The sequence below is a fragment of the Pseudomonas sp. NFXW11 genome (assembly GCF_049887815.1).
Taxonomy (GTDB): Bacteria; Pseudomonadota; Gammaproteobacteria; order Pseudomonadales; family Pseudomonadaceae; genus Aquipseudomonas.
This window is the reverse complement of record NZ_JAGEKI010000007.1, coordinates 228,931-253,347: the sequence shown is the minus strand read 5'-3', so window position 1 is coordinate 253,347 and position 24,417 is coordinate 228,931. Positions and strand designations below refer to the sequence as shown.

The window sequence follows — 24,417 nt, the reverse complement described above, 5'->3', positions numbered from 1 at the left end:
CTTTTTTCAGCGTAATTTCACTACAAAGGTTTCGTGTCGCTCGGATGATGGTGGTGATCGTCGCAGATGAACTGCCGGATCACGCTGGCAAAATCCGCGTCTGCGGTGAAGCCCAGTTGCATTGCATAAGGCGCGCTGAAGGCTCCCGGCCAGGAGCCGACGATGCGTTCGATGGTCGCATCCGGTCGCAGTTGAACCTGCCGGGCCACCGCGTCACCGGCGACTTCCCGCAGTGCATCGAGCATCTGTTCCACCGTCTGTGACAGACCGGGCATGTTGATCACCCGGCCCTGGTCCAAGCTCGCGGCGGCCAGTTCATGGCCGTGAATCAGGTTGGCAATGGCCTGGGCCGGGGACATCAGCCAGAGCCGGGTGCTCAACGGGACCGGGCAGACATTAGGCTGGCCGTTGAGCGACTCACGGATGATCCCGCTGGCAAAGCTCGATGCCGCCAGGTTCGGCTTACCCGGGCGCACCACGATGGTGGGCATGCGCAGGCTGCGGCCGTCGACGAAGCCGCGCCGGCTATAGTCGGCGAGCAACAAATCGTTCATGGCTTTCTGGGTGCCATAGGAGCTCTGTGGAGCCCATACCTGATCGTCGCCGACGATGTCCGGCAATTGCCCGCCGAAGACCGCTACCGAACTGGTCATTACCCATTTGGGGCAGGTGCCCAGTTGCCTCGCTCGCTCCAGGAGGCTTTGAGTCGCGCTGAAATTGACCCGCATACCCAGTTCGAAATCCCGTTCCGCCTGGCTGGAGACCACCGCGGCCAGGTGAAAGATGCTCTGGGTGTCGGCGTCTAGCAGGTGTGCAAGGACCTGGGGATCGGTGATGTCCCCAGCCTTGACCAGGACCCGCGGGTCATCGAGGCCTTGCACAGGTTCCCGATCGAATGCGGTTATCCGCTTGATGGGGCGCCGTTGGCCGTGACGGTCGGTCAGTGAGCCGCGTTCGAGCAGCGTGTCGATCAGGCGACGGCCGAGAAAGCCGGCAGCGCCGGTGACAAGAATATTCATGAGTGACTCCAGCTATTAGCGATTGACCAGTTTTCCGGGGATTTTGAAGACCAGCAGGGCTCCGACGAACAGCGCACTGGCCATCACGTACATGCCGATCGTGGTGCTCTGGGTCAGGTCCTTGAGAAAGCCCATCAGGTAGGGCGAAACGAAACCGGCGAGGTTGCCCCAGGAGTTGATCAGGGCAATCCCGGCCGCAGCCGCGGTACCGCCGAGAAAGGCGGTGGGCAGGCTCCAGAACAGTGGCAGGGTGCTGAAGGCGCCCATGGCGCCCAGGGTCAGGCCGATCATCGACACCGTGAAATTGTCGCTCCAGGTGGCAGAAATCATCAGTCCAACCCCGCCCAGCACGGCGGTCAGCGCCAGGTGCCAGCGACGTTCGCGCAACCGATCGGCGCTGCGGGAGATCAGCACCATGGTCAGTGCCGCCGCCGCGTAGGGAATCGCGGTGAGCATGCCAACCTGGAATACATCGCTGACTCCGGCCTGGCGAATCAGCGAAGGCAGCCAGAAACCGACGGTGTAGAAGCCGGCGATCATGCAGAAATAGATAGCGGTCAGCAGCCAGATCCGTGGTTGTCCGAACACTTGTCGGACGCTGTGTACCTGGTGGTTACCGGTCTCGGCCGCGATCCTCGCCTGCAGCAGGCTCTTCTGTTCGCGAGTCAGCCAGCCAGCGTCGGCGATCCGGTCGCTAAGGCAATAGATCACCAGGCCGCCGACCAGGACCGAGGGCAAACCTTCGAGAAAGAACATCCATTGCCAGCCAGCGAAGCCCTGATGGCCATTGAGGGCGCTCATGATCCAGCCGGACAGCGGTGCGCCAATCAACCCCGACAGTGGCACGGCAGTGGCGAACAGCGCGTACATCTTGCCGCGACGATTTGCGGGGAACCAATACGACAGATAGAGGATGACCCCCGGATAGAACCCGGCCTCGGCGATGCCCAGCAAAAAGCGCATGACATAGAAGGAGGTGGGAGTGCTGACGAAGGCCATGCACGAGGAAATGACGCCCCAGCTGATCATGATGCGCGCGATCCACAGGCGTGCACCGACCCGATGCAGGATCAGGTTGCTGGGAATCTCCACCAGGAAATAGGCAATGAAGAAAATCCCGGCGCCCAGGCCATAGACCGCTTCGGAAAACTGCAGGTCTTCGGACATCTGCAACTTGGCGAAGCCGACGTTGACCCGGTCCAGGTAGGCCACCAGATAGCACAGCAACAGCAGCGGCAGGATGCGCCAGGCGACTTTGCGGTAGGCCAGGTCCTCGAAGGAGGCGGTGGCTGTTGGAGAGGCGGTTTGTGACAGTGATTCAGGCATGTCTTTACCCATCCTTGTTTCTTGTATTTGGGTGATTTTGTTTTTATCGGACTTGCTGACATGGCTTAGATAACATAATACATCATACGAATTCAACGGTTGGGCACCGGGCAGGACGGCGTGCCTGAAATGCAGTACCGTTAGCCCATTTGATTATCGAGATGCCCATGTCCATGCCTGATTACTCTTCCCCTGCCGTCGACTCCCTGGCGACGCTCAAGGATTCGGCCAAGGGCACGCTGGCAGATCAGGTCACCGCAGCACTCAAGGCACATATCGCCAATGGCGAGGTTCTGCCGGGCGCGCGCCTGCCCACCGAGCCTGTGCTTTGCGAGCGCTTTGGCGTTAGCCGCACGGTGATCCGCGAGGCGATATCGCGTTTGAAGTCGGCGGGGCTGGTCGAGGTGCGCCAGGGCAGCGGCACGGTGGTCTGCGAGGGCGCACATATCAAGGCGTTCACCATCGACCTGGATGTGCGTGGCTCGATCGAGGCGGTGCTCAGGGTCACCGAATTGCGTCGCGGCATCGAAGGCGAGGCGGCGGCGCTGGCGGCGCAGCGTCATACGCCCCAGCAACTGCAGGCGATCCATCAGGCGCTGTTGGCCATCGATAGCGCCGAACTGGCAGGTCAGGACGGCGTGGAACAGGACCTGGCGTTCCATTTGTCGATTTCCCAGGCCACCGGCAATCCGCTGTATCCCTCCCTGCATGAATTCATTGCGCAATTCATCAAGGAAGCGATCCGCATCACCCGCTCCAATGAGGAACGGCGCAAGGATCTTGCGCGTACGGTGCGTGCCGAGCATCTGGCGGTCTACGCGGCGATTGCGGCGCGGGATATTGAAGGGGCGAGGCAAGCGGCGCTGGGCCACATTCACAACGCGGTGGAGCGGCTCAAGAGTGCCGATCCGGCATTCTGGCGGGATTCCGGTTCGCGCATCGGCTGATGGCGAATGCCGCCAGCTCCCCGACATAGAGGGGAGCTGGCGGCATCAGGCGACTATCAGAAGTGGTACTTGACCAACAGACTGGCGGTGTCCTGGTTGGTTTCGAAGTTGCGCGAATCCTCGATACCGTACTTGTTCTTCCAGTAGTCGTACTCGAAACCGACGTACAGCTGCTTGGCGCCCCAGTTCAGTGCCTTGCCCAGGTCGTACTTGACCTGCGGGTTGAAGTGCAGGTTGGCGTGGTAGGTGCCCTTGGCGTTGCGGTCGTTGTCCACCACCCAGTCCATGTAGCCGTCGATCAGGATGTCCGAGCTGCCCACGGGAATGGTGTAGGACCAGACCGGGGTGATCTGCCAGACGTTGTCACCCGGGCGGCTGCCTTCGGTGTGGCGCTGGTAGAAGTTCAACTGGAAGTAGTCGAAACCGGGTACGGCCAGGTCGAAACCGGGACCTATCAGGTAGGACTCGTTGTCGCCCTCGCCGAACTCATAGGTCATGGCCAGCAGCACGTCCTTGATCGGGCCGAACTCCAGCTTCTGGTCGAAGATCTTGCCGAACGACAGGCGCGGGGTGAACTCGCCGTAGTAGGTGTCCGGGCCGACGTTGCCGTCTTCCTTGCCGTTGTAGAAGATCCGGTCGAGGAAGAAGAAGTTGTCGCCGTATTTCCAGGCGTCGGCGTGTTCGAAGGTCACCGTCTGTTGAATCTGCGGGTTGACTTCGAAGTTCTTGCCATACAAGTAAGTCAGGCTGTTGTTCTGCCATTGCAACAGGTCGCCAGCCACGGCCTGCCCCCCCACCAGCACACTGGCGGCCAACATCAGGCTCTTGCACATCGGTTTCATTCGGTTGCTCCCAAAGTAGGTAGTTCCACGTTTTTTTGGCTTGGCGCTCTGGTGTGGCGCCTTTTTCGTTGCTGTAAAAACCATCCGATCGGTCAGCTTTATTGCTGTTAGCAAGAGCTGAGCCAAGGCCGAAAAAAAGCAAAAAACTCCCGTCCGGCTGCAGCGATACAGTCGGTCGAGAGCTTTTCAGCACAGATTTTCTACGCCTTGTTACCTGCCTGGGCCGGGATAAGTTGGCTTTCGGGTCAGGTTTTTCATCCGGGCTTTTTTTTACCCCGGAGCTGCGCGGCCGCGGAGAATACTGGCTCCCACGGCAGGGCTCAAGTGCTCCGCTACGGCGCACTTGCAACCAGTTTGGGGCGGGCATGTCGGCCATCTCAGGCAGGCATCCGCAATGCAGGGCAATAGACGGGCATTGACTGGCGGCAGTCAGGGCGATGGTGTGGCGTTAATGGCCATCGAGCGGCCACCGCCAGGTGGGCCTGGGCAGGCTGCATAGGTGTTGCTCCCTGTTTATTTTTATTTTCAAGGCGCAGCGTCTAGTGGGCAGCGTCGTTCCATGGCGGACGAGCGCTGCGATCAAGGGGGAACAGTGGAACAAGGGCAGGGCGCCGAATCGGCAGCCCTGCTGCTGGATCAATGCTGATGCGCGTGGTGTGGGTCATTGGCCGCGCGCTCGCTGCCGCCGAGGATGTTGAACAGCAGGTTCAATACCAGCGCACTCAAGGTCGCCATGGCGATGCCACTGTGGGTGATGGGGCTCATCCACAGGGGCAGGTGGCCGAAGAACTCCGGGCGCACGACGGGAATCAGGCCCATGCCGATGCTCACGGCCACCAGCAATTGATTGCGCCGGTCGGCGATATCGGCTTCCTGGAGGATCTTGATCCCGGTGGCGGCCACCATGCCGAACATGGCGATGGCCGCGCCACCCAGCACCGCCGGGGGAATCGAGGCCACCAGGAACGCCGCCTTGGGCAGCAGGCTGAGGACGATCAGCAGGCCGCCGGCCACTAGGGTCACCGAACGGCAGCGCACTCCGGTCATCTGCACCAGGCCGATGTTCTGGGCGAAGGAGGAGTGGGTGAAGGTGTTGAGGAAACCGGCGAAGAACGAGGCCCCGGCGTCGCACAGCAGGCCGCGGCGCAGCATGCGTGGGGTGACCTCCTGGCCGGTGATCTTGCCCAGGGCCAGGAACATCCCGGTGGACTCGACGAAGATGATCACCACCACCAGGCACATGGACAGGATCGGCGCCAGGTGGAACTGCGGCATGCCGAAGTGCAGCGGTGTAACGATCTGCAGCCAGGGCGCCTGGGCCATGCCGCCCAGGTCGACCATGCCGATCAGGCCGCAGAGGATATAGCCCAGGCCCATGCCGATCAGTACCGAGATATTCACCCAGAAACCGCGCATGAAGCGGTGGATCAGCAGGATGGTGCCCAGCACCAGGGCGGCGATGGTCAGGTAGATGGGGGAGCCGAATTGCGCCGCGGTGCTGCCACCGCCGGCCCAGTTCACGGCCACGGGAAACAGCGAAAGACCGATCGAGGTGATCACCGTGCCGGTGACCAGGGGCGGGAAGAAGCGCACCACCTTGGACATGAAGGGCGCGATCAGCATGCCGAAGAAACCGGCGGCGATGGTCGCGCCGAAAATCCCCTGCATGCCGATGCCGGGCATTCCGGCCATGGCCACCATGCTGCCCACGGCGGCGAAACTGGCGCCCATCATCACCGGCATGCGAATGCCCATGGGGCCGATGCCCATTGACTGGACGATGGTGGCGATCCCCGCCACCAGCAGGTCGGCGTTGATCAGGAAGGCGATTTCTTCACGACTCAGGCCAGCGGCCTGTCCGATGATCAGTGGTACGGCAATGGCACCGCCGTACATCAGCAGAACGTGTTGCAGACCGACCAGGATCAGTTGCAAGAAGGGCAAGCGGACAATGGCGGGCGCATCGGGGACGCACTGTTCGGATGAATCGGACATGCAACACCTCGGATGTTCTTATTCTTGTGATTTAGCCGCTGCGTCTTGGCGCGCAACGTTTGTGCAACAGGCGAATCTTGAGCGGCGGACGGCAAGCAAGCCCGCCCCTACAGATGAGTCCGCTTCTGTAGGAGCGAGCTTGCTCGCGAAACAGCCTGGGGACAGGCATTGATCAGTTGGTTTGGGCTCCCTGGGCAATCCAGGCGCCAATCAGTTCACGCTCCTGCTGGGTCATCTGGGTGATGTTGCCCAGGGGCATGATCTGGCTCGCGACGGCCTGGGCCTGGATCCGCGCGGCCTGCAGGCGGATCTGTTCAGGGGTATCGAACATCACCCCGGCCGGTGCCGTGCTGAACAGCGGGCTGGTGGGTTTGGCCGAGTGACAGACCGAGCAACGCTCCTGGATCACGCTGTGCACTTTGTCGAACGACGGGCCAGCGTTGCTGGCCTGTGCCGGGGCGCTTGCCGGTGCCGCCGGTGCTGCTGCAGCGGCCACTGCTGCCGGCTTGGCGCCGCCGCCCTGGGCGGTTTCCGGCAATGGCTGGTATTCGATCTGGCCCGGGGCCTTGGCGACTTCCGGGGCGCTGGGCGCAGGTGTAGGGCCGGTGACATAGGCCAGGCAGATCATGCCCAGGGCGGCCACGGGCAGGGTCCAGGCGTACTTGTGGCTGTCGTGCCGGGTGTTGAAGTAGTGCCGCACCAACACCGCCAGCACCGCGATTCCGGCCAGGATCAGCCAGTTGTACTGGCTGCCGTAGGTGCTCGGGAAGTGGTTGCTGATCATGATGAACAGCACCGGCAGGGTGAAGTAGTTGTTGTGGCGCGAGCGCAGCAGGCCCTTGGCCGGCAGGGTCGGGTCCGGGGTGCGGTTTTCCGCGATCGCCGCCACCAGTGCGCGCTGGGCCGGCATGATGATGCGGAACACGTTGCCCACCATGATGGTGCCGATGATCGCGCCCACATGCAGGTAGGCGCCACGGCCGCTGAACACCTTGCTGAAGCCGTAGGCCGCGCCGATCAGCAGCACGAACAGGATGAAGCCGAGCAGGGCGGGCTTCTTGCCCAGGGGCGAATCGCAGAGGAAGTCGTAGACGAACCAGCCGGCGATCAACGCGCCAATGCCGATGGCCACGCCTTCAGGGCCGGTCAGGCCACTGCCGGGGGCAACCAGGTAGAGCATCGGGTTGTAGTAGAACACCAGGCACAGCAGGGCAATCCCCGACATCCAGGTGAAGTAGGCTTCCCACTTGAACCAGTGCAGGTTCTCCGGCATCGAGGGCGGTGCCAGCTTGTATTTCTCCAGGTGGTAGATACCGCCGCCGTGAATCGCCCAGAGGTCGCCGGACAGGCCGTCCTTGGGGTTGACGCGATTGAGGTTGTTCTCCAGCCAGACGAAGTAGAACGATGCGCCGATCCAGGCCACACCAGTGATCATATGTACCCAACGCACGCTCAGGTTGAGCCATTCCAACAGATGTGCTTCCACAGTCTTTACCTCTTGCCTGTCACCCTGTCGTCGAGTGATCAGACCTTCTCTTATTGGTGGGGGGCGAGGATCAGACGCTCATCCTCTTTGAAGAAATGCTCATCGCAGTTGTTGCCTGTGCCACTGCGATCAACCACCAGGAAGTCATCCCGCTTTTCGATCGTCAGCACCGGGTGGTGCCAAACGCCGCGATGGTAATTGATGCCCTGCCTGCCATTGCTGACGAAGGCGCGGACCAAGCCTGATACAGGTGCATCGCCAAGCGGCGCGACCACGATCAGAAAGGGGTTGCCGAGCAGCGGGATAAAAGCCTGGCTGCCCAGCGGATGGCGTTCCAGCATGCGGATGGTCAGGGGCATTTCCAGCGCGTCGGCGCGGAAGATGCTGATGATCGCCTGGTCCTCCGGCTGGGCGGTTTCAACCGTCGCCAGGCGGTGGAAGCGCATGGTCGAACCATTGTTGATCATGAAGTGGTCGCTGCCGTCGGTTTCGATCACGTCACCAAAAGGGGCGAAGGCTTCTTTGCTCAGGGGCTCAATCACTAGTGTGCGCATGCTGTTCTTCTTATCTTGAGTTCGTTGTTGTCGGTGGCGCTGGCGTTGCCGGTGGATTCGCTGCGCCAGGCTTCACACAAGGTTCCGGACACCGGGCTTTCCCGGGCCCGGTTACAGGGTTTGCAAACGGAACAACGCAATCTTGTTGATCTGCTCCAGGGCGCACTTGAACTCGGCGTCCACCGAGTTGTGGATGCGGCTTTCGAACGCCGCGAGGATCTGGTGCCGGTTGCTGCCCTTCACCGCCATGATGAAGGGAAACTTGAACTTGGCCTTGTAGGCATCGTTGAGCTCGGTGAAGCGCTGGAACTCTTCGGCCGTGCATTGATGGATGCCGGCGCCGGCCTGCTCATGGGTGCTGGCTTCGGTCAACTCGCCCCGGACCGCGGCCTTGCCTGCCAGGTCCGGGTGGGCGTTGATCAGGGCCAACTGGCTGGCGTGATCGGCGCTCAGGAGAATGTCGCTCATGCGCTGATGCAGGGTTTCGATCTGGTCGACGGAGGCGTCCAGGCCCAGTTCGTAGGCTTTTTCCGCCACCCAGGGCGAATGTTCGTAGATGTCGGCAAAGGCCTTGATAAAGGCTTCGCGGCTCAGGCTCGAAGGCTTGAGGCTGTGGAACGCAGTCATTGTGCCGCTCCCTGGTACGGATGGGTTTGCTGCCAGTGACGGGCGATGTCCACCCGGCGGGTGAACCAGACCTGCTCATGGCCCTTGACGTATTCGATGAAGCGCTTGAGCGACGCCAGGCGCGCCGGGCGACCGATCAGCCGGCAGTGCAGGCCGATGGAAAGCATCTTCGGTGCCTCGGCGCCTTCGGCGTAGAGCACATCGAAAGCATCCTTGAGGTAGTGGAAGAAGTCGTCGCCCTTGTTGAAGCCCTGCACCTGGGTGAAGCGCATGTCGTTGGTGTCCAGGGTGTAGGGGATTACCAGGTGCGGCTTGCCGGTGGGGTTGTTGGGTTCCCAGTAGGGCAGGTCGTCGTCGTAGGTGTCGCAGTCATAGAGGAAGCCGCCTTCCTCCATCACCAGGCGTCGGGTGTTCGGGCCGGTGCGGCCGGTGTACCAGCCCAGGGGGCGTTCACCGGTGATTTCCGTGAGGATGCGGATCGCTTCGAGCATATGCTCGCGTTCCTGAGCCTCGTTCATGTACTGGTAGTCGATCCAGCGGTAGCCGTGGCTGCAGATTTCGTGGCCGGCCTCGACCATGGCGCGGATCACGTCCGGATGGCGCTGGGCAGCCATGGCCACGGCGAAAATGGTCAGCGGAATGTCGAATTCCTTGAACAGCTTGAGAATCCGCCAGACCCCGGCGCGGCTGCCATACTCGTACAGCGATTCCATGCTCATGTTGCGCTCGCCCTGCAGCGGTTGCGCCGAGACCATTTCCGAGAGAAAGGCTTCCGACTCCTTGTCGCCATGCAGGATGTTGCGCTCGCCGCCTTCCTCGTAGTTGAGCACGAAGGACAGGGCGACCCGGGCATTGCCCGGCCAGTGAGGGTGAGGAGGGTTGGAGCCGTAACCGATCAGGTCGCGTGGGTAGTCAGCGCTCACTGCAGTCTTCCTTCTTATTCGTGATGAACGGTGGCGTGGCGGGACCTGAAGCCGGGAAGCCAGGCGAGCGTCACTGCGATGGGCTGATTGTATACAAAATTATTTGCACTTTGTAAGCCTGTTTTTTTGCATTTTTGTGCTTTTGTCGCTATGCCCGCTACCTGCAAGAAACTTGCCTGGATGGTCAGCTAATGGATGGCAAGTCGTCTGCTGGCAAGGCGTTGAGCTCAATCGGTAAGCAGCGGGATGCAGCAGTGTCATACGCAATTATGGCGATTATTATTGTGTACAATTTTTTTGAAAAATGTCTTAATCGTGCTCGCGCCGCAGCCTTTCATCTGTCGAAACGCAGCGGCCCCCTTTTCTATCACTGACTCCGGGAGGCGCGGGGCCTGCACGCCCAAGTGGCTACAGGCACGCAGAAGCAATGGGACGTTTGACTACACACGTGTTGGATGCCGCACATGGCTGCCCAGGCAGCGCGATCAAGGTCGAGCTGTATCGAGTGCAAGGGCAGGAGTTGGAGCTGGTTGCCAGCACCCTGACCAACAGCGATGGTCGCTGCGATGCGCCGCTGCTGCAGGGTGACGACTACCGTTCCGGGGTCTACCAGTTGCACTTCCACGCCGGCGACTACTACCGCGCCCGGGGCGTGCAACTGCCTCAACCGGCCTTCCTCGATGTGGTGGTGCTGCGTTTTGGCATCAGCGCCGAGCAGGAGCATTACCACGTGCCATTGCTGATTTCGCCTTACAGCTATTCGACCTACAGAGGAAGCTAGGACTACCCCCAAGAATCCTGCGCACATAGCTTCTTTGGTCTTTGCCCGCTCACACTGCGGGCTTTTTTATGCCTGGGGTAAAAGCTTCGCCGGCAAGCCGGCTCCTACCTGTTTCTGTAGGAGCCGGCTGCCGGCGAAAGGCCTTCAGGCAATCCGGATGGGGCAGGCAGGCCTAGAGGAAGACGAACTTGGCAATGAAGATCGCGCACAGCACATAGAGGCTGATGGAGATTTCCCGGTGCTTGCCTGTGCCGGCCTTGAGCACCACGTAGGTGATAAAGCCCAGGGCGATGCCGTCGGCGACGGAAAAGGTCAGGGGCATCATGATCGCCGTGACGATCGCCGGAATGCTGTCGGTGGCTTCGTCCCAGTTGATATGGGCCATGCCGCCCATCATCAGCATCGCCACATAGATCAGGGCGCCGGCGGTGGCGTAGGCCGGAATCATTCCCGCCAGCGGGGCGAAGAACATCGCGGCAATAAACAGTACGCCCACCGTGACCGCGGTCAGGCCGGTGCGGCCACCGGCGGCAACGCCCGCGGCGCTTTCCACATAGCTGGTGACCGGCGGCACGCCGACCACTGCGCCAAACACGCTGGAAGCGCTATCGGCCTTGAGCGCCCGGGACAGGTTTTCGATGCGGCCGTCGGGGTTCACCAGGCCGGCGCGCTGGGCCACGCCCATCAGGGTGCCGGCGGTATCGAACATGTGTACGAAGAGGAAGGCCAGGACCACGCTGATCATGCTGACGTTGAATACACCGGCGACGTCCATGGCCATCCAGGTCGGTGCCAGGCTCGGTGGGGTGGAGAGGATGCCGTTGTAGTGCACCAGGCCCAGGCCCCAGCCGGCCAGGGTCACGGCGATGATGCTGATCAGGATCGCGCCGAATACCCGGTGATAGCTGAGTACCGCAATCATCAGAAAGCAGATCGCCGCCAGCAGCGGGCCGGGTTCGCGCAGGGAGCCGAGCTTGATCAGGGTGGCCGGGCTATCGACGATGATGCCCGCGGTTTTCAGGCCGATCAGCCCCAGGAACAGCCCGACCCCGGCGCCCATGGCATAGCGCAGGCTGACCGGAATGCTGTTAAGCAGCCACTCGCGGACCCGCGACAGGGTCAGGATCATGAACAGCACCCCGGAGACGAACACTGCACCCAGGGCGGTTTCCCAGGAGTAGCCCATGGTGCCGACCACGGTGTAGGTGAAGAAGGCGTTGAGCCCCATGCCCGGGGCCAGGCCCACCGGCCAGTTGGCGTACAGCCCCATCAGCAGGCAGCCCAGGGCCGCGGCGATGCAGGTGGCGACGAAGGCGGCGCCGTGATCGATGCCGGCGTCGGCCATGATGTTGGGGTTGACGAAGATGATGTAGGCCATGGTGATGAAGGTGGTCAGGCCGGCGATCAGTTCGGTCTTCACGGTGGTGCCATGCAGCCTGAGTTTGAAGATGCGCTCCAGCCAGCCGCTGTGCAGCGAGGGCGAGAGGTCCAGCGGCGAGGTTTCGGATTTGCGGCTTTCCACAGCGAGTACTCCTCAAGAGTTTTATTGTTTTTTCCAGAACCGGGCACGCGAGGGTGGGCTGCGGCTCTGTGAGGCAGGTAAGGCTTGCGGGGTTTATTGACCTGCGGGTCAAGAACTCGCACGGGCGAATTATGCTTTTGTATACAAAGAAAGCAAATAATGTTTTGAGGTTTGTGTGCGAAAAATCTGAGGGCGTAGCTATATCGTGCTCAGCTTCGTGTACGAAGCGAGCTGTATCAGAGCGAGAGATAGGCGCCGGCGAAGCAGTCGCCCAGGGCGACTGTCAGTCTTCGGCAGGTTTTCCGGCCAGCGCCTGGTTCACTGCCAGCCAGCCATTGACCGCACTTTCCCCGGCCTCGGCGAAAGCCCGCTGCAGCAGCTTGACCTGCTCGCGACGCAGCGACTGTTCAAAACGGGCACCGTCGTCGGTGAGTTGCAGCAAGCGTTTGCGCTTGTCGCTGGCGGGGGCGACGCTGTTCACCAGGTGCATCTCCATCAGCTGGCGCAGGGGCATGTTCAACGCCTGTTTGCTGACGCCCAGCAGGCTCAGCAACTCTTTCACGCTCAGCCCCGGGTAACGGGCGATAAAGAACACGATGCGCTGGTGGACGCGGTTCAAGCCGCGACGCTCGAGCATTTCGTCGGCCTTGGCGGTAAATGCCTGATAGCCGAAGAAGAAGGCTTCCATGGCGGTTTGCTGTGCGGTCTGATTTTCAAGGTCAAGCATATTGACGTATCTGCGAGAGTCGGCGTAATTTCGGTCAAGCAGTTTGACGTATTCCTTCCAACCTTCGCTAGCGGTGATCTGCATGGCCTTCTCCGAACGTGTGTCGCGTCTCAAAAGCTCCCTGATCCGTGAAATCCTGGCGGCTGCCCAGCGCCCGGAGGTGATGTCGTTCGCCGGGGGGCTGCCGGCCGAGGTGATGCTGCCCAAGGTGCAATGGCAGGACATGCCGCTGTCCATGGGCCAATACGGCATGAGCGAAGGCGAGCCGCAATTGCGCGAGGCCTTGGCGGCCGAGGCGCGCAAGCTGGGCCTGGCCTGCGAGGCAAGCCAGGTGCTGGTGGTCAGCGGCTCCCAGCAGACCCTGGACCTGGCGGCCAAGCTGTATATCGACAAGGGCACCGAGATCATGCTCGAAGCCCCGACCTATCTGGCCGCGCTGCAGATCTTCCAGCTGTTCGGCGCCGATTGCCTGACGCTGCCGCTGGAGGCCGATGGCCCGGACCTGACGCAGATGCGTGCCCGCCTGGAGCAGCATCGCCCGGCCTTCGTCTATTTGATCCCGACCTTCCAGAACCCTTCGGCGGTGCGCTACAGCGAGGCCAAGCGCGAAGCCGTTGCAGCCTTGCTGGACGAGTTCGGCGTGACCCTGATCGAGGACGAGCCCTACCGCGAGCTGAACTTCGATGGCGGCGCTGCCACGCCTATTGTCAGCCGCTTGAAAAAGGCCAGTTGGATCTACACCGGTACCCTGTCGAAAACCCTGCTTCCGGGGTTGCGCGTGGGCTACCTGATTGCCAGTCCGGATCTGTTTCCGCATCTTTTGCGCTTGAAGCAATCGGCCGACCTGCACACCAACCGCGTGGGCCAGTGGCAGGCCATGCAGTGGATCGGCAGCGTCGAGTATCAGCAGCATCTGGCGCAATTGCGGGATTTCTACCGCCAGCGTCGCGATGCCTTTCAGGCCGCGTTGCTCACCCATTTCGCCGATCTGGCGGATTGGCAGGTACCTCAGGGTGGATTGTTTTTCTGGTTGAGCTTGAAACAGCCCCTGGACACCCGCACTTTGCTCAAGTCGGCGTTGGAGCACGACGTCACATTCATGCCCGGTGAGCCGTTCTTTGCCGATCCGGAACACAACCATGGGTATCTGCGGTTGAATTTCAGCCATATCGATCCAGCGCGGCTGGACGAAGGCCTCAAGCGGCTGGCCACCGTGATACGTCAAGCACAGGCTGCACAGGCAGCCTAAGGGGAGGGCCATGTACAAGGTTTACGGCGATTACCGTTCGGGCAACTGCTACAAGATCAAGCTGATGCTCAATCTGCTGGGGCTGCCTTACGAATGGCAGGCGGTGGATATTCTCGGGGGCGACACCCAGACCGAAGCCTTCCTGGCGAAGAACCCCAACGGCAAGATTCCGGTGTTGGAGCTGGAGGACGGCACTTGCCTATGGGAGTCCAACGCGATTCTCAATTTCCTCGCCGATGGCAGTGAGTTCCTGCCCAGCGAACCGCGCTTGCGGACCCAGGTGTTGCAATGGCAGTTCTTCGAGCAATACAGCCACGAACCCTATATTGCCGTGGCACGTTTTATCCAAGTGTACGAAGGCTTGCCCGAAGAGCGCCGCGAGGAATACCTCAAGCTGCACAAGCGCGGCTACAAGGCACTGGATGTGATGGAGAAACAGCTGAGCCGCACGCCTTACCTGGTGGGCGAGCATTACTCGATTGCCGATATCGCGCTCTATGCCTACACCCATGTGGCTGATGAAGGGGGCTTCGATCTTTCGCGCTACCCGGGCATTCAGGCCTGGATGCAGCGGGTGCAGAGTCATCCACGGCATGTGGCGATGTTCGACTGAATCCGTGTTGCGGTAGGTAACCGGCCCGGGACCTAAGGGCCCCGGGGCAGGTTTCAGGCGGCAGAGAAACGTTGGTTCAGATAGTCGATGATCACCTTGGATTCATACATCCAGGTGGTCTGGCCGTTCTCTTCGATGCGCAGGCACGGCACCTTGATCTTGCCTCCTTGTTCCAGCAGGGCTTGGCGATCCTGCTCATTGTTCTTGGCGTCGCGCAGGCTCACCGGCACATTCAGGCGATGCAGGGTGCGGCGGGTCTTCACGCAGAACGGGCAGGCGTGGAACTGATACAGGGCCAGGCCCTTGGCGGCTTCCGTCACTTGTGCCTGAGCGGCGGCGCTGCGCTGCTGCTTGCGTGGACGGGTGATGAAATCGATGAAAATGATGAGCTGGCCCAAGCCGACTCGCAGTGCTTTGACGATCACGGTAATGCCTCTTGCCCATGAATGAAGGGGCGGCAGCTTACCTGATTTTCAGCGGACGAAAAAAAACCGGCGATCAACGCCGGTTTTTTATGGCCGCTCTGGCGTTCCCGACTGTCACTTGATCAGGCTGAGGAACTCGCTGCGGGTGGCGGCATTTTCGCGGAATTCGCCCAGCATCACCGAAGTGATCATCGACGAGTTCTGCTTCTCCACGCCGCGCATCATCATGCACATGTGCTTGGCCTCGATCACCACGGCAACTCCCAGGGCACCGGTCACTTGCTGGACCGCGTCGGCGATCTGCCGGCTGAGGTTTTCCTGGATCTGCAGGCGGCGGGCATACATGTCGACGATCCGCGCGACCTTCGACAGGCCCAGCACCTTGCCGCTGGGAATGTAGGCCACATGGGCCTTGCCGATAAATGGCAGCAGGTGGTGTTCGCACAACGAGTAGAGCTCGATGTCCTTGACCAGCACCATTTCGCTGTTGTCGGAGCTGAACAAGGCACCGTTGGTGACCTCTTCCAGGGTTTGGGCATAACCGCGGCAAAGGTACTGCATGGCTTTGGCGGCACGCTTGGGCGTGTCGAGCAGGCCCTCGCGGGAAACGTCCTCGCCCAGTTGGCCGAGGATCGCGGTGTAATTCTGTTCCAGGGACATGAAACTACCTGTGGGATTTTACGCAAAGGGCAAGGGTACGGTGGCGGACACGACGCTGCAAGCACGACGCAGCGGCTTTATTCGTCTCGGCCTTCCATCATGGTGCGCTTGAGCATCACGTACAGCGCCCCGGTGCCGCCATGTTTGGCCTGGCAGGAGGTGAAGCCCAGTACCTGTGGATGCTGGCGCAGCCAGGTGTTGACGTGGCTCTTGATCATTGGCCGCTTGCCGTCCAGGCGCACGGCCTTGCCGTGGGTCACGCGCACGCAGCGGATTTCGAAACGGGTGGCTTCGGCGAGAAATGCCCAGAGGGTTTCCCGGGCCTTTTCCACGGTCATGCCATGCAGGTCGAGGCTGCCTTCAAAAGGAATCTGGCCGATCTTCAGCTTGCGCATCTGGCTTTCCTGGACCCCGTCGCGAGCCCACATCAGCTCATCTTCGGGCCCTACGTCGATCACGAACTGATCGGACAGGCCATCCACCGCGGTGGTGTCGCTGCGCACGGTGGCCGCTTGGCGCAGTTTGGCAATCTGCGCCCGGTCGGCCTTGGGCTTGCCGGTGTCGGCACGGTCGTGCTTGATCGGCTTGACGCCGCGGATCTCGTTCTTGAACAGGGAAAAATCGTCGTCTTGCATGTCAGCCTCCGCGAAGGGCGGCTAGTTTACCCAACTCGGCGCAGCTTCAGGCGGGCAAATCGCATTGGCTGCCTAGTCGTGTTTCTTCATCAGGTGTGGCGCCATGTTCAGGGCCAGTGGCTGGCGCATGCGGCGCCGACAGCGACGCCATAGGCGCACCCCGATATACAGCAGCACCAGGCCCAGCAGCAGGACTATCGCCGATGCCGCCAGGTTGGCATTGAGCTCGCCCAGCATGGGTGCCCGTCCCAGCAGGCTCGCGGTGCCGGCCATGGCCAACAGCACCCCCAGGGTCGCCAGCACGGCCGAGAATCCAGCCCCCAGGCGCAGGCGCCAGTTACGCGGGCTCTTGGGCCGCAACCGGCGTGCGTCAAAACCATCGGATATCTTCATTCCGACCTTCCTCAATGGGTATCGGCCCTTCGACCGAGAGTTGCCCGGGTGGTTCCTGAGGCTAGGGTATTTGCTGCAAATGCGAGGCGTTTATGGATGAGCGGCCCGTCAGCCGCTCACCAGGGCGAGTCAGACCAGGCTAGCGGTCAGGGCGAGGGTGGCGAAGTTGTCGGCCATGATTGCCATTTCGGTCTGCTGAACATGCTCGGCGCTGAGGATGCCCCCCTTGTAGGGCAGGTCGCGGGTGGCGCAGGCGTCTTCCACCAAGGTGCAGCGGAAACCCAGGTTCTTGGCCGCGCGAACGGTGGTGCTGACGCTGGAGTGGCTCATGAAGCCGGCGACGATCAGGTCCAGGGCACCGAGGTCTTGCAGGCGTTTTTCCAGCGGGGTGCCATGGAAGGCGCTGGGCAGCAGTTTGCCGATGATGGTTTCGTCACCCTCGGGCTCAAGGCCGGGAATGAATTCGCCACGTTCGCCCTGTGGGTCGAACAGGCCGCCAACGGTGCCGAGGTGGCGTACATGGACGATAGGCCGGCCAGCCGCGCGGGCAGCGACCAGCAGTTGGCGGATGTTGGCTACGGCTGCATCCATGCCGGACAGGGCCAGGGGACCGCTGAGGTACTCTTTCTGGGCGTCGATGATCACAAGGGTCGCGTGGCTCAAATTGGCCGCTGCATAACCACGACCGCTGAGTTGAAACATCGTCTTTGGAACGGACATTCTGGGGCTCCTGTGAGTGGGGCTTTTGCGACATTGTCCTCTGGCGGAGCGCTTCTGTGAATCGCTACTAACGTAAGGTGCGCCGTTGTTGGCCTGCAGCCTTGTCAAGAGGGGCAAGGTGTTGGCCTTCCTGGACAGGAAAACTACTTCGGCAGGATCGGCCGGTGGCGGTTTTTCATTCGTCGTCGGCCGGCGTTTTGGCTGGTAGAATCGTCGGTCGTTTTTTCAGGAGTCTGTCCCGTGATCACTTCCCGCCTGCGCACCTTGCGCGACCATATCCGCTGGGCTGTCAGTCGCTTTCATGGGGAGGATCTGTTCTTCGGCCATGGTACCGACAATGCCTGGGATGAAGCCCGGCAACTGGTGCTGGGGGCCTTGCACCTGCCCTGGGAAATTGCCGACAGCTATCTGGACTGCGCCCTGGAGGACGATGAACTGGTGCACCTGCAGCACCTGCTCAAGCGGCGTATCGAAGAGCGCGTACCGACCGCCTACCTGCTGGGCGAGGCTTGGTTCTGTGGGCTGTCGTTCATCGTCGATGAGCGGGTGCTGATTCCTCGTTCACCCATTGGCGAACTGATCGAAAAACGTTTCGAGCCCTGGCTGGGCACCGAACCTACGCGGATTCTCGACCTGTGCACCGGTTCCGGCTGCATCGGTATCGCGTGTGCCTACGAATTCCGCGAGGCCGAAGTGGTGCTGGCCGACCTGTCCTTCGAAGCCCTGGAAGTGGCCAACCAGAACATCGAGCGCCATGGCGTCGAGGAGCGGGTATTCACCGTGCAGGGCGATGGCTTCGACGGGTTGCCGGGCCAGCGTTTCGACCTGATCGTGTCCAACCCGCCCTATGTTGATGCCGAAGATTTTGCCGACATGCCGGACGAGTACCAGCACGAGCCTGAGCTGGGCCTGGCCTGTGGCGAGGATGGCCTGAACCTGGTGCGACGGATGCTCGCCGAAGCGGCTGACCATCTGACCGAGAAGGGCTTGTTGATTGTCGAAGTGGGCAATAGCCAGGTGCACGTCGAGGCGCTGTACCCGCAAGTGGATTTTGCCTGGCTGGACTTCGAGCGTGGCGGCCATGGCGTGTTCATGCTCACGGCGGAACAATGCCGCGAGCATCAGGCGTTGTTCGCAGCACGCGTCTGAGGTGAAGGCCGGCCCGCGCAACGCGGGCCGCTGGCGCTGAGGGATTGCGACTTAGCGGTGTGTCGCAATCCAGATCAGCAGCCCCGCCTGGAACACCGAGAAGGCTACCAGGCAGGTGATGGTGAATCGCAGGCCGGTGTCCTCGCGCTTGTACTTGGTAACCTTCTCTTCCTGCTGGCGCAGTTTGCCTTCCAGCTCTTCCAGGTTCTGCTCCGCTTGCTGGAGCATCTGCGCGGCTTCGAGGATTTCCACGAACTGCAGCTTCTCGGTGTTCCACTGGCTCAGCAGTTCACCGACCTGGACTTCCTTGACGCTGCCCTTGAGGTGCTGGGCATCGGCGTACACCACATCGAAACCCTGGGTGCGCAGCACATGATCGCGACGCAGTCGGGTGGCTTCGTTGAGGGCATCCTTGTTGGCCAGGTCAAAACCGTCAATCCGGTAGTGCGACCACTTCTTCTGTGCCCACTGCGCGGCCTGGGCCATCAGGAAACGCCCGATGCCGCGGTTCAGCGGTTCGATCTGCAGGCCGCCTTCGGGTTCGAAATGCACGCAGCGAGTCTCGTGGTCGACCCACACATCCAGGTGATTCTGCTCCTTGCGCACACGCTGGCCGGGCAGGCTGATGGTCATGCGTAGCAGGCTGCGTTGTTTGTTGTTGCGTTCGGCATAACCGAACTCGACAAAGCGCAAGGGGCGTCCGCCAGTGGCACGATCGGTCTGCAGGGGGGCCAGGCGAAGCATCTTGTGATGTTCGGCCTGGACCTCAGCCCAAGGCAGCGGCGCCGCTTGCGGGGCGGCGGCTTCCTGCTCGGCGGCGGGTGAATTCGGGGTATCAGTCATAACGGCAAGTCCTGTCCAATCGCTGCGCGCCGACAGCAATCGAACGGCCGGCAAAGGCTTATCGGCCGTTTTTCTTAGGACTGGAGGGTAAAAGCGGCCTAACGGGTGTGAAGTCCGTCAATAAAACCGATGATCGCGTGCCCCAGCTCGGCTGCCAGAGGCAATTGCGGGTCCTTGTAGGACGCCAACTGGCGCTTGAGATCGTTGGGGACGATACGCAGCACATGGTTCATGCCCTCGATCAGGGTCAGTTGTGCATCGGCCTTGGCGGCCTTGAGGGCTTTGGCGTCGTCGACGTTGACCTGGATGTCGTTGCTGCCCTGGATGATCAGCGCCGGCATCCGCAGGCGGGCGAATGCCGCAGCCGGGTCTGCGCGAAACAGGCTGATCAGGTAGGGCTGCACGCTGGGCCGGAAGATCATCTGTAACTGTGGTGGGACGTCGTTGTCGAGTTTGCCGGCCTTGAGGCTGTCCAGCAGTTGATTGCTGCGGGCCATCAGTGCCGGTGGCAGGCGATAGCTCAATTGCTGGCGCAGTACCTGATCCACTGGCCGGGCGGTGCCGGAAATCGAAATCACCCCGGCCGCATCCAGCTGAGGCGCCGCCAGGCTGGCGATCAGCGCGCCCTCGCTGTGCCCCAGCACGATCAATGGGCCCAGGCGCGAGTCGGCCTTGAGCTTCTGGCCCCAGGCCACGGCGTCGGCCACATAGGCCTCGAGGCTCAGGTTGCGTTCATCCGGGGTGGCGGCGAGGCTGGCGGCCACCCCGCGCTTGTCGTAGCGCACACTGGCGATATTGTGCTTGGCCAGGATCCAGGCCAGGCGCTTGAGGCTGTCATTGCGCCCGCCATCGGGGTTGTTGCCATCGCGATCGGTAGGGCCCGAGCCGGAAATGATCAGCACCACCGGCACCGGCTGTTCGGATTTGGGCAGCAGCAGCGAGCCGAACAATTCGCCATGGCCGGTGTCGAGGCTGATGGGGCGTTGCAGGACGGTCGCCTGGGCAAGGCCGGTGAACAGGAAAAGACTCAAGAGAAGAACTCGCAGCATCATCACGCCATTATCAACAGGGTGCCGGTTGGACTCGGGCCGGGGCCGAAGGTTCGAGGATGAACTAGTTGGGTAGCCTGCGTATACTGGCGCGCTCAGTAATCCAGACTGAGTTATTTCGGCTGATTTCACGGAGCGCCCTGCATGTCCGGCAATACCTACGGCAAGCTGTTCACTGTCACCACCGCGGGCGAAAGCCATGGCCCGGCGTTGGTCGCCATTGTCGACGGCTGCCCGCCGGGTCTCGAGCTGTCCGTGCAAGACCTGCAGCGTGACCTGGACCGTCGCAAGCCCGGCACCAGCCGCCATACCACCCAGCGCCAGGAGCCCGACGAGGTCGAGATCCTCTCTGGGGTGTTCGAGGGCAAGACCACCGGTTGCTCCATTGGCTTGCTGATCCGCAATACCGACCAGAAGTCCAAGGACTACTCGGCGATCAAGGACCTGTTCCGCCCGGCTCATGCCGACTACAGCTACCACCACAAGTACGGCATTCGCGACTACCGTGGCGGCGGTCGCAGTTCGGCGCGGGAAACCGCCATGCGGGTGGCGGCCGGGGCCATCGCCAAGAAGTACCTGGCCACTCAGGGCATTGTGATTCGCGGCTACATGAGCCAGCTGGGGCCGATCGAGATTCCCTTCAAGACCTGGGACTCGGTGGAGCAGAACGCTTTCTTCAGCCCCGATCCGGACAAGGTTCCCGAGCTTGAAGCCTATATGGACCAGCTGCGCCGGGATCAGGATTCGGTGGGCGCGAAGATCACCGTGGTTGCCGAAGGCGTGATGCCAGGCCTGGGCGAGCCGATCTTCGATCGCCTGGATGCCGAGCTGGCCCATGCCCTGATGAGCATCAACGCGGTCAAGGGCGTGGAGATCGGCGCCGGTTTCGCCTGTGTCGCCCAGCGTGGCACCGAGCACCGTGACGAACTGACCCCAGAGGGTTTCCTCAGCAACAATGCCGGCGGCATTCTCGGCGGCATTTCCTCGGGACAACCGATCGTTGCCCACCTGGCGCTCAAGCCGACGTCCAGCATCACCACCCCGGGCCGTTCCATCGATATCGACGGCAACCCGGTGGAGGTGATTACCAAGGGTCGCCACGATCCTTGCGTGGGCATCCGCGCCACGCCGATCGCCGAGGCGATGATGGCCATAGTGCTGATGGATCACCTGCTGCGCCATCGCGGCCAGAATGCCGACGTGCGCGTCGGCACGCCGGTGCTGGGCCAGCTGTAATGGCGCGCCTGCCAGTCGCCGTGGTCTGAGGGCCGTGGCGGCCTTGCCGTACTGGCGGCTTTCCAGTTTCTACCTGTTCTATTTCGCCCTGCTGGGGTCGACGGCGCCGTTCCTGGCGCTGTACTTCGATCACCTGGGGTTTTCCAGTGCGCGGATCGGCGAACTGGTGGCCATCCCCATGCTCATGCGCTGCGTTGCCCCCAATCTTTGGGGCTGGCTCGGCGACTACAGTGGTCGGCGCTTGGCGATCGTGCGCTTCGGAGCCCTCTGCACCCTGCTCAGCTTCTCGCTGATCTTCGTCAGCAAGAGCTATGCCTGGCTGGCGATGGTCATGGCCCTGCATGCGTTTTTCTGGCACGCGGTGCTGCCGCAGTTCGAAGTCATCACCCTGGCGCATTTGCAGGGGCAGGCCTCGCGCTACAGTCAGATCCGTCTCTGGGGTTCAATCGGCTTCATCTTGACCGTGGTGGCCCTGGGGCGTCTGTTTGAGTGGCTGAGCCTGGATATCTACCCGGCGGCGCTGGTGGCGATCATGGGCGGTATCGTGCTCAGCAGCCTGTGGGTGCCCAATGCCCAGCCGGTGGCCCATGGGCCGCGCCTGTCGGCCGAGGGCTTTATCAAGCAGCTGCGTGGGCCAGGGGTGCTGGCCTTCTATTTGTGCGTGGCTCTGATGCAGTTGAGCCACGGCCCTTACTACACCTTTCTGACGCTGCACCTGGAACGCCTGGGCTACACCCGCGGCCTGATCGGCATGCTCTGGGCCCTGGGAGTAGTGGCCGAGGTGCTGATGTTCCTGGGCATGAGCTGGATTCTCTCGCGGTTTTCCGTGCGCCGGGTATTGCTGGCGAGCTTTCTTCTGGCGGCGTTGCGCTGGCTGCTGTTGGGCAGCCTGGCCGAACACCTGTGGGTACTGCTGTTGGCGCAGGTACTGCACGCCGCGACCTTCGGCAGCTTTCACGCCGCGGCGATTCATTTCGTGCAACGCAGTTTCGGGGCGCGCCAGCAAGGCCAGGGGCAGGCGCTGTACGCCGCCCTGGCCGGCACCGGTGGCGCCCTGGGGGCCTTGTATTCCGGCTATAGCTGGAATGCCCTGGGCGCCACATTGACCTTTAGTATTGCCAGCGTCGCAGCCTTGGCCGCAGCCGTTATCATTGCCACCCGCATGCAAGAGGAGTTGCCGTCATGAGCAGCCTGTCCGTCTATCACGTATCCAGTCCGGAGCTGCCGAACAAGGTACTGACCCATTTCGAGGATATCGCTGCCACCCTGGCCGAGCAGGGCATTCGCTTCGAGCGCTGGCCCGCCACCACCCGCCTTCAGCCGGGGGCCAGTCAGGAAGAGGTGATCAGCGCTTACCAGCAAGAGATCGATCGACTGATGACCGATCTGGGCTATGCCGGCGTGGAAGTGCTGAGCCTGGCCCCTGATCATCCGCAGAAAGACCAGCAGCGCGCCGGCTTTCTTGCTGAACAGCGTCAGGCCGGGGATGAAATACGGCTGTTTGTCGCCGGTCGCGGCCTGCTATCCCTGCATATCGATGACTATGTCTATGCGCTGCTGTGTGAGAGGCACGACCTGCTTGCACTACCGGCTGGCACCGCCCACTGGTTCGACATGGGTGAGCAGCCACAGTTGGTGGCCATCCGCCTGTTCAAGACCCCCCAGAGTCCTGTGGCCAACTTGACCGGCGACGCTATCGCCAGCCAGTTCCCGCCTCTGGAAGACTGAGCACCAGACTCAATGCAAACGGGCCGGGCCCACGCAAGGTGGGACCGGCCCCAGCAGTTGCTGCACCCAGACGTTTTACGCGCTGTGGTAGGTCGGCAAGGCAAAGCGGTTCTGGCTTTGCAGCATGGAAATCTGCGGCAACTCACTGGCCTGTTCTGCCAGGTCTCGACGAATCGCACTGATGACCCAGGAAAGCTGGTCACCGGCATGCAACTGCGCGTAGGAAATCGAGCGCTTGAACTCTTTGCCTTCACTGTTGCGCAGGGTGAGCAGGATGCCGCCGTCGGGGCGGGGCAGGGTGGTCACTTCGAAGTTGGAGAACAGGGAGGAAAATTTTTCTTGGATCAGGCTCATGTCTATCAGCTCCGTCAGTTCTTGAAGGTCTGCTGATAGGTGCAGTGATTGTGCCATCAGTGCTGAATTTTAAATTCCTTATAAATCAATGAGTTATAAATATTGATAATTGATGGTTTCGTGCAAATTGCATGAATGGCCATCGTGCATCCTGCATTTTGCAGGTTGCTGCCCAGGCGCCGGAGTGGCTGGATGCTGCGCTGAACGCAGGTCGCAATTGGGTTTTCAATTGGGCTGGCGGGGCTGTCCAGGGTTGTGCGGAGCCTGGCTGGAGGAGATACAAAACTTTGCAAAAACTCCGTGTACAGGCTTGCGAGGGCTGACGTATTTTCCAGTCAGTCACGTTGTTTCCAGCCTGTGCCAAGGCTGTTTGAAATGGCGTTTTGCGACATGGAACGTGTTGCGGCGCGATCGTTGATCCTGCCCGACGGATAATAAGAATATTAGGACGCCCTCCATGAACTGTCCCAGTGCAAGCCTGCCGGTGCTGCTGGCAGCACCCTATGTGTTTTCCACCCCTCCTGGCCCTGCCCACAACCTTTGCCTGTCCGCCACCGGCCCGCGGTTCCGCGCCCCGGGTTGAACCTTGTGCTGCTGGTTACCCACGCCCGGCC

At 61.6% G+C, this 24,417-nt stretch carries 27 protein-coding genes; 9 read left to right on the top strand and 18 right to left on the bottom strand.

Annotation, left to right across the window (positions count from 1 at the left end; all coding sequences use genetic code 11):
* Positions 1-20 precede the first annotated feature (20 nt).
* On the bottom strand, positions 21-1,019 hold the full coding sequence (gene denD, locus J4P02_RS13655; protein WP_426191022.1) for a D-erythronate dehydrogenase: 999 nt from the start codon (positions 1,017-1,019) through the stop codon (positions 21-23).
* A 15-nt stretch (positions 1,020-1,034) separates the two neighbouring features.
* Positions 1,035-2,345 (bottom strand): MFS transporter, encoded by a 1,311-nt coding sequence (locus tag J4P02_RS13650; protein ID WP_426191020.1) that lies wholly within the window; start codon positions 2,343-2,345, stop codon positions 1,035-1,037.
* A gap of 161 nt (positions 2,346-2,506) precedes the next feature.
* On the opposite strand from J4P02_RS13650, the gene J4P02_RS13645 reads away from it, so the two are divergent.
* Positions 2,507-3,292, top strand: a complete 786-nt coding sequence (locus tag J4P02_RS13645) for a FadR/GntR family transcriptional regulator (protein WP_426191018.1) — start codon at positions 2,507-2,509, stop codon at positions 3,290-3,292.
* Between the two features lie 56 nt (positions 3,293-3,348).
* Here the strand turns inward: J4P02_RS13645 and J4P02_RS13640 are convergent, their stop codons facing one another.
* The 6 genes from J4P02_RS13640 to puuE all read right to left on the bottom strand — a co-directional run bounded on the left by J4P02_RS13640 (position 3,349) and on the right by puuE (position 9,719).
* On the bottom strand, positions 3,349-4,134 hold the full coding sequence (locus J4P02_RS13640; protein WP_426191016.1) for an outer membrane protein OmpK: 786 nt from the start codon (positions 4,132-4,134) through the stop codon (positions 3,349-3,351).
* A 636-nt stretch (positions 4,135-4,770) separates the two neighbouring features.
* A complete protein-coding gene (locus J4P02_RS13635) occupies positions 4,771-6,129 on the bottom strand; it encodes a nucleobase:cation symporter-2 family protein (RefSeq protein ID WP_426191014.1) in 1,359 nt (452 codons plus the stop codon).
* A 172-nt stretch (positions 6,130-6,301) separates the two neighbouring features.
* Complete coding sequence (locus J4P02_RS13630) at positions 6,302-7,615, bottom strand: urate hydroxylase PuuD (protein WP_426191012.1); 1,314 nt, start codon at positions 7,613-7,615, stop codon at positions 6,302-6,304.
* Between the two features lie 50 nt (positions 7,616-7,665).
* Positions 7,666-8,169: an ureidoglycolate lyase gene (locus J4P02_RS13625; RefSeq protein ID WP_426191010.1), complete on the bottom strand. Its 504-nt coding sequence runs from the start codon at positions 8,167-8,169 to the stop codon at positions 7,666-7,668.
* A 111-nt stretch (positions 8,170-8,280) separates the two neighbouring features.
* Entirely contained in the window at positions 8,281-8,796 is a 516-nt protein-coding gene (gene uraD / locus J4P02_RS13620; RefSeq protein ID WP_426191008.1) for a 2-oxo-4-hydroxy-4-carboxy-5-ureidoimidazoline decarboxylase, read from the bottom strand.
* Positions 8,793-9,719, bottom strand: coding sequence for an allantoinase PuuE (puuE, locus tag J4P02_RS13615; RefSeq protein ID WP_426191006.1), 927 nt, complete (start codon positions 9,717-9,719; stop codon positions 8,793-8,795). Before puuE ends, uraD begins: the two co-directional genes overlap by 4 nt.
* A gap of 427 nt (positions 9,720-10,146) precedes the next feature.
* Here puuE and uraH point away from each other — a divergent pair, with 427 nt between their 5' ends.
* Entirely contained in the window at positions 10,147-10,500 is a 354-nt protein-coding gene (gene uraH, locus J4P02_RS13610) for a hydroxyisourate hydrolase (RefSeq protein ID WP_426191004.1), read from the top strand.
* A gap of 172 nt (positions 10,501-10,672) precedes the next feature.
* Here the strand turns inward: uraH and J4P02_RS13605 are convergent, their stop codons facing one another.
* Complete coding sequence (locus J4P02_RS13605; RefSeq protein WP_426191002.1) at positions 10,673-12,022, bottom strand: NCS2 family permease; 1,350 nt, start codon at positions 12,020-12,022, stop codon at positions 10,673-10,675.
* Between the two features lie 283 nt (positions 12,023-12,305).
* Positions 12,306-12,749, bottom strand: coding sequence for a MarR family transcriptional regulator (locus J4P02_RS13600; RefSeq protein WP_426191000.1), 444 nt, complete (start codon positions 12,747-12,749; stop codon positions 12,306-12,308).
* Between the two features lie 82 nt (positions 12,750-12,831).
* On the opposite strand from J4P02_RS13600, the gene J4P02_RS13595 reads away from it, so the two are divergent.
* Positions 12,832-13,998 carry a PLP-dependent aminotransferase family protein gene (locus tag J4P02_RS13595; protein WP_426190998.1) on the top strand — a complete coding sequence of 389 codons (1,167 nt, stop codon included), beginning with the start codon at positions 12,832-12,834 and terminating at the stop codon, positions 13,996-13,998.
* Between the two features lie 10 nt (positions 13,999-14,008).
* The gene (locus J4P02_RS13590) at positions 14,009-14,611 is read left to right on the top strand and encodes a glutathione S-transferase family protein (RefSeq protein WP_426190996.1); all 603 of its coding nucleotides are present in this window, start codon (positions 14,009-14,011) and stop codon (positions 14,609-14,611) included.
* 53 nt (positions 14,612-14,664) lie between these two features.
* Here the strand turns inward: J4P02_RS13590 and J4P02_RS13585 are convergent, their stop codons facing one another.
* From J4P02_RS13585 to J4P02_RS13565, 5 genes are all read right to left on the bottom strand, one after another.
* On the bottom strand, positions 14,665-15,036 hold the full coding sequence (locus J4P02_RS13585; protein ID WP_426190994.1) for a glutathione S-transferase N-terminal domain-containing protein: 372 nt from the start codon (positions 15,034-15,036) through the stop codon (positions 14,665-14,667).
* Positions 15,037-15,150: 114 nt separating this feature from the next.
* Positions 15,151-15,696, bottom strand: a complete 546-nt coding sequence (gene folE, locus J4P02_RS13580; RefSeq protein WP_011062625.1) for a GTP cyclohydrolase I FolE — start codon at positions 15,694-15,696, stop codon at positions 15,151-15,153.
* 77 nt (positions 15,697-15,773) lie between these two features.
* Positions 15,774-16,331: a Smr/MutS family protein gene (locus J4P02_RS13575; RefSeq protein WP_426190992.1), complete on the bottom strand. Its 558-nt coding sequence runs from the start codon at positions 16,329-16,331 to the stop codon at positions 15,774-15,776.
* Between the two features lie 72 nt (positions 16,332-16,403).
* On the bottom strand, positions 16,404-16,724 hold the full coding sequence (locus tag J4P02_RS13570) for a hypothetical protein (protein ID WP_426190990.1): 321 nt from the start codon (positions 16,722-16,724) through the stop codon (positions 16,404-16,406).
* A gap of 129 nt (positions 16,725-16,853) precedes the next feature.
* Entirely contained in the window at positions 16,854-17,444 is a 591-nt protein-coding gene (locus J4P02_RS13565) for a cysteine hydrolase family protein (RefSeq protein WP_426190988.1), read from the bottom strand.
* Between the two features lie 240 nt (positions 17,445-17,684).
* Between J4P02_RS13565 and prmB the strand changes: the two genes are divergently transcribed.
* Positions 17,685-18,593, top strand: coding sequence for a 50S ribosomal protein L3 N(5)-glutamine methyltransferase (gene prmB, locus J4P02_RS13560; RefSeq protein ID WP_426190986.1), 909 nt, complete (start codon positions 17,685-17,687; stop codon positions 18,591-18,593).
* A gap of 51 nt (positions 18,594-18,644) precedes the next feature.
* Here the strand turns inward: prmB and J4P02_RS13555 are convergent, their stop codons facing one another.
* Positions 18,645-19,436, bottom strand: coding sequence for a hypothetical protein (locus tag J4P02_RS13555; protein WP_426190984.1), 792 nt, complete (start codon positions 19,434-19,436; stop codon positions 18,645-18,647).
* 98 nt (positions 19,437-19,534) lie between these two features.
* Positions 19,535-20,488, bottom strand: a complete 954-nt coding sequence (locus J4P02_RS13550) for an alpha/beta hydrolase (protein ID WP_426190982.1) — start codon at positions 20,486-20,488, stop codon at positions 19,535-19,537.
* A 141-nt stretch (positions 20,489-20,629) separates the two neighbouring features.
* Here J4P02_RS13550 and aroC point away from each other — a divergent pair, with 141 nt between their 5' ends.
* From aroC to J4P02_RS13535, 3 genes are read left to right on the top strand one after another with little or no spacing between them, the layout of a single operon-like run.
* Entirely contained in the window at positions 20,630-21,721 is a 1,092-nt protein-coding gene (gene aroC, locus J4P02_RS13545) for a chorismate synthase (protein WP_426190980.1), read from the top strand.
* 34 nt (positions 21,722-21,755) lie between these two features.
* Complete coding sequence (locus J4P02_RS13540) at positions 21,756-22,907, top strand: MFS transporter (RefSeq protein ID WP_426190978.1); 1,152 nt, start codon at positions 21,756-21,758, stop codon at positions 22,905-22,907.
* Positions 22,904-23,449: a 1,2-dihydroxy-3-keto-5-methylthiopentene dioxygenase gene (locus J4P02_RS13535; RefSeq protein WP_426190976.1), complete on the top strand. Its 546-nt coding sequence runs from the start codon at positions 22,904-22,906 to the stop codon at positions 23,447-23,449. Before J4P02_RS13540 ends, J4P02_RS13535 begins: the two co-directional genes overlap by 4 nt.
* Positions 23,450-23,524: 75 nt before the next feature.
* Here J4P02_RS13535 and J4P02_RS13530 read toward each other — a convergent pair whose 3' ends face one another.
* Positions 23,525-23,803, bottom strand: coding sequence for a DUF3509 domain-containing protein (locus J4P02_RS13530; RefSeq protein ID WP_426190974.1), 279 nt, complete (start codon positions 23,801-23,803; stop codon positions 23,525-23,527).
* A gap of 457 nt (positions 23,804-24,260) precedes the next feature.
* On the opposite strand from J4P02_RS13530, the gene J4P02_RS13525 reads away from it, so the two are divergent.
* A complete protein-coding gene (locus J4P02_RS13525) occupies positions 24,261-24,386 on the top strand; it encodes a hypothetical protein (RefSeq protein WP_426190972.1) in 126 nt (41 codons plus the stop codon).
* The last annotated feature ends 31 nt before the right edge of the window (positions 24,387-24,417 follow it).

Excerpts from the sequence above, each read along its gene's own strand:
- J4P02_RS13645 (WP_426191018.1), top strand. The coding sequence starts at position 2,507 with ATGCCCATGTCCATGCCTGATTACTCTTCCCCTGCCGTCGACTCCCTG.
- J4P02_RS13550 (WP_426190982.1), bottom strand. The coding sequence starts at position 20,488 with ATGATGCTGCGAGTTCTTCTCTTGAGTCTTTTCCTGTTCACCGGCCTT.
- J4P02_RS13565 (WP_426190988.1), bottom strand. The coding sequence starts at position 17,444 with ATGTCCGTTCCAAAGACGATGTTTCAACTCAGCGGTCGTGGTTATGCA.
- denD (WP_426191022.1), bottom strand. The coding sequence starts at position 1,019 with ATGAATATTCTTGTCACCGGCGCTGCCGGCTTTCTCGGCCGTCGCCTG.
- uraH (WP_426191004.1), top strand. The coding sequence starts at position 10,147 with ATGGGACGTTTGACTACACACGTGTTGGATGCCGCACATGGCTGCCCA.
- J4P02_RS13650 (WP_426191020.1), bottom strand. The coding sequence starts at position 2,345 with ATGCCTGAATCACTGTCACAAACCGCCTCTCCAACAGCCACCGCCTCC.
- J4P02_RS13570 (WP_426190990.1), bottom strand. The coding sequence starts at position 16,724 with ATGAAGATATCCGATGGTTTTGACGCACGCCGGTTGCGGCCCAAGAGC.
- J4P02_RS13640 (WP_426191016.1), bottom strand. The coding sequence starts at position 4,134 with ATGAAACCGATGTGCAAGAGCCTGATGTTGGCCGCCAGTGTGCTGGTG.
- J4P02_RS13600 (WP_426191000.1), bottom strand. The coding sequence starts at position 12,749 with ATGCTTGACCTTGAAAATCAGACCGCACAGCAAACCGCCATGGAAGCC.
- aroC (WP_426190980.1), top strand. The coding sequence starts at position 20,630 with ATGTCCGGCAATACCTACGGCAAGCTGTTCACTGTCACCACCGCGGGC.
- J4P02_RS13530 (WP_426190974.1), bottom strand. The coding sequence starts at position 23,803 with ATGAGCCTGATCCAAGAAAAATTTTCCTCCCTGTTCTCCAACTTCGAA.
- J4P02_RS13590 (WP_426190996.1), top strand. The coding sequence starts at position 14,009 with ATGTACAAGGTTTACGGCGATTACCGTTCGGGCAACTGCTACAAGATC.
- J4P02_RS13555 (WP_426190984.1), bottom strand. The coding sequence starts at position 19,436 with ATGACTGATACCCCGAATTCACCCGCCGCCGAGCAGGAAGCCGCCGCC.
- folE (WP_011062625.1), bottom strand. The coding sequence starts at position 15,696 with ATGTCCCTGGAACAGAATTACACCGCGATCCTCGGCCAACTGGGCGAG.
- J4P02_RS13635 (WP_426191014.1), bottom strand. The coding sequence starts at position 6,129 with ATGTCCGATTCATCCGAACAGTGCGTCCCCGATGCGCCCGCCATTGTC.
- J4P02_RS13525 (WP_426190972.1), top strand. The coding sequence starts at position 24,261 with ATGAACTGTCCCAGTGCAAGCCTGCCGGTGCTGCTGGCAGCACCCTAT.
- uraD (WP_426191008.1), bottom strand. The coding sequence starts at position 8,796 with ATGACTGCGTTCCACAGCCTCAAGCCTTCGAGCCTGAGCCGCGAAGCC.
- J4P02_RS13575 (WP_426190992.1), bottom strand. The coding sequence starts at position 16,331 with ATGCAAGACGACGATTTTTCCCTGTTCAAGAACGAGATCCGCGGCGTC.
- J4P02_RS13625 (WP_426191010.1), bottom strand. The coding sequence starts at position 8,169 with ATGCGCACACTAGTGATTGAGCCCCTGAGCAAAGAAGCCTTCGCCCCT.
- J4P02_RS13535 (WP_426190976.1), top strand. The coding sequence starts at position 22,904 with ATGAGCAGCCTGTCCGTCTATCACGTATCCAGTCCGGAGCTGCCGAAC.
- J4P02_RS13595 (WP_426190998.1), top strand. The coding sequence starts at position 12,832 with ATGGCCTTCTCCGAACGTGTGTCGCGTCTCAAAAGCTCCCTGATCCGT.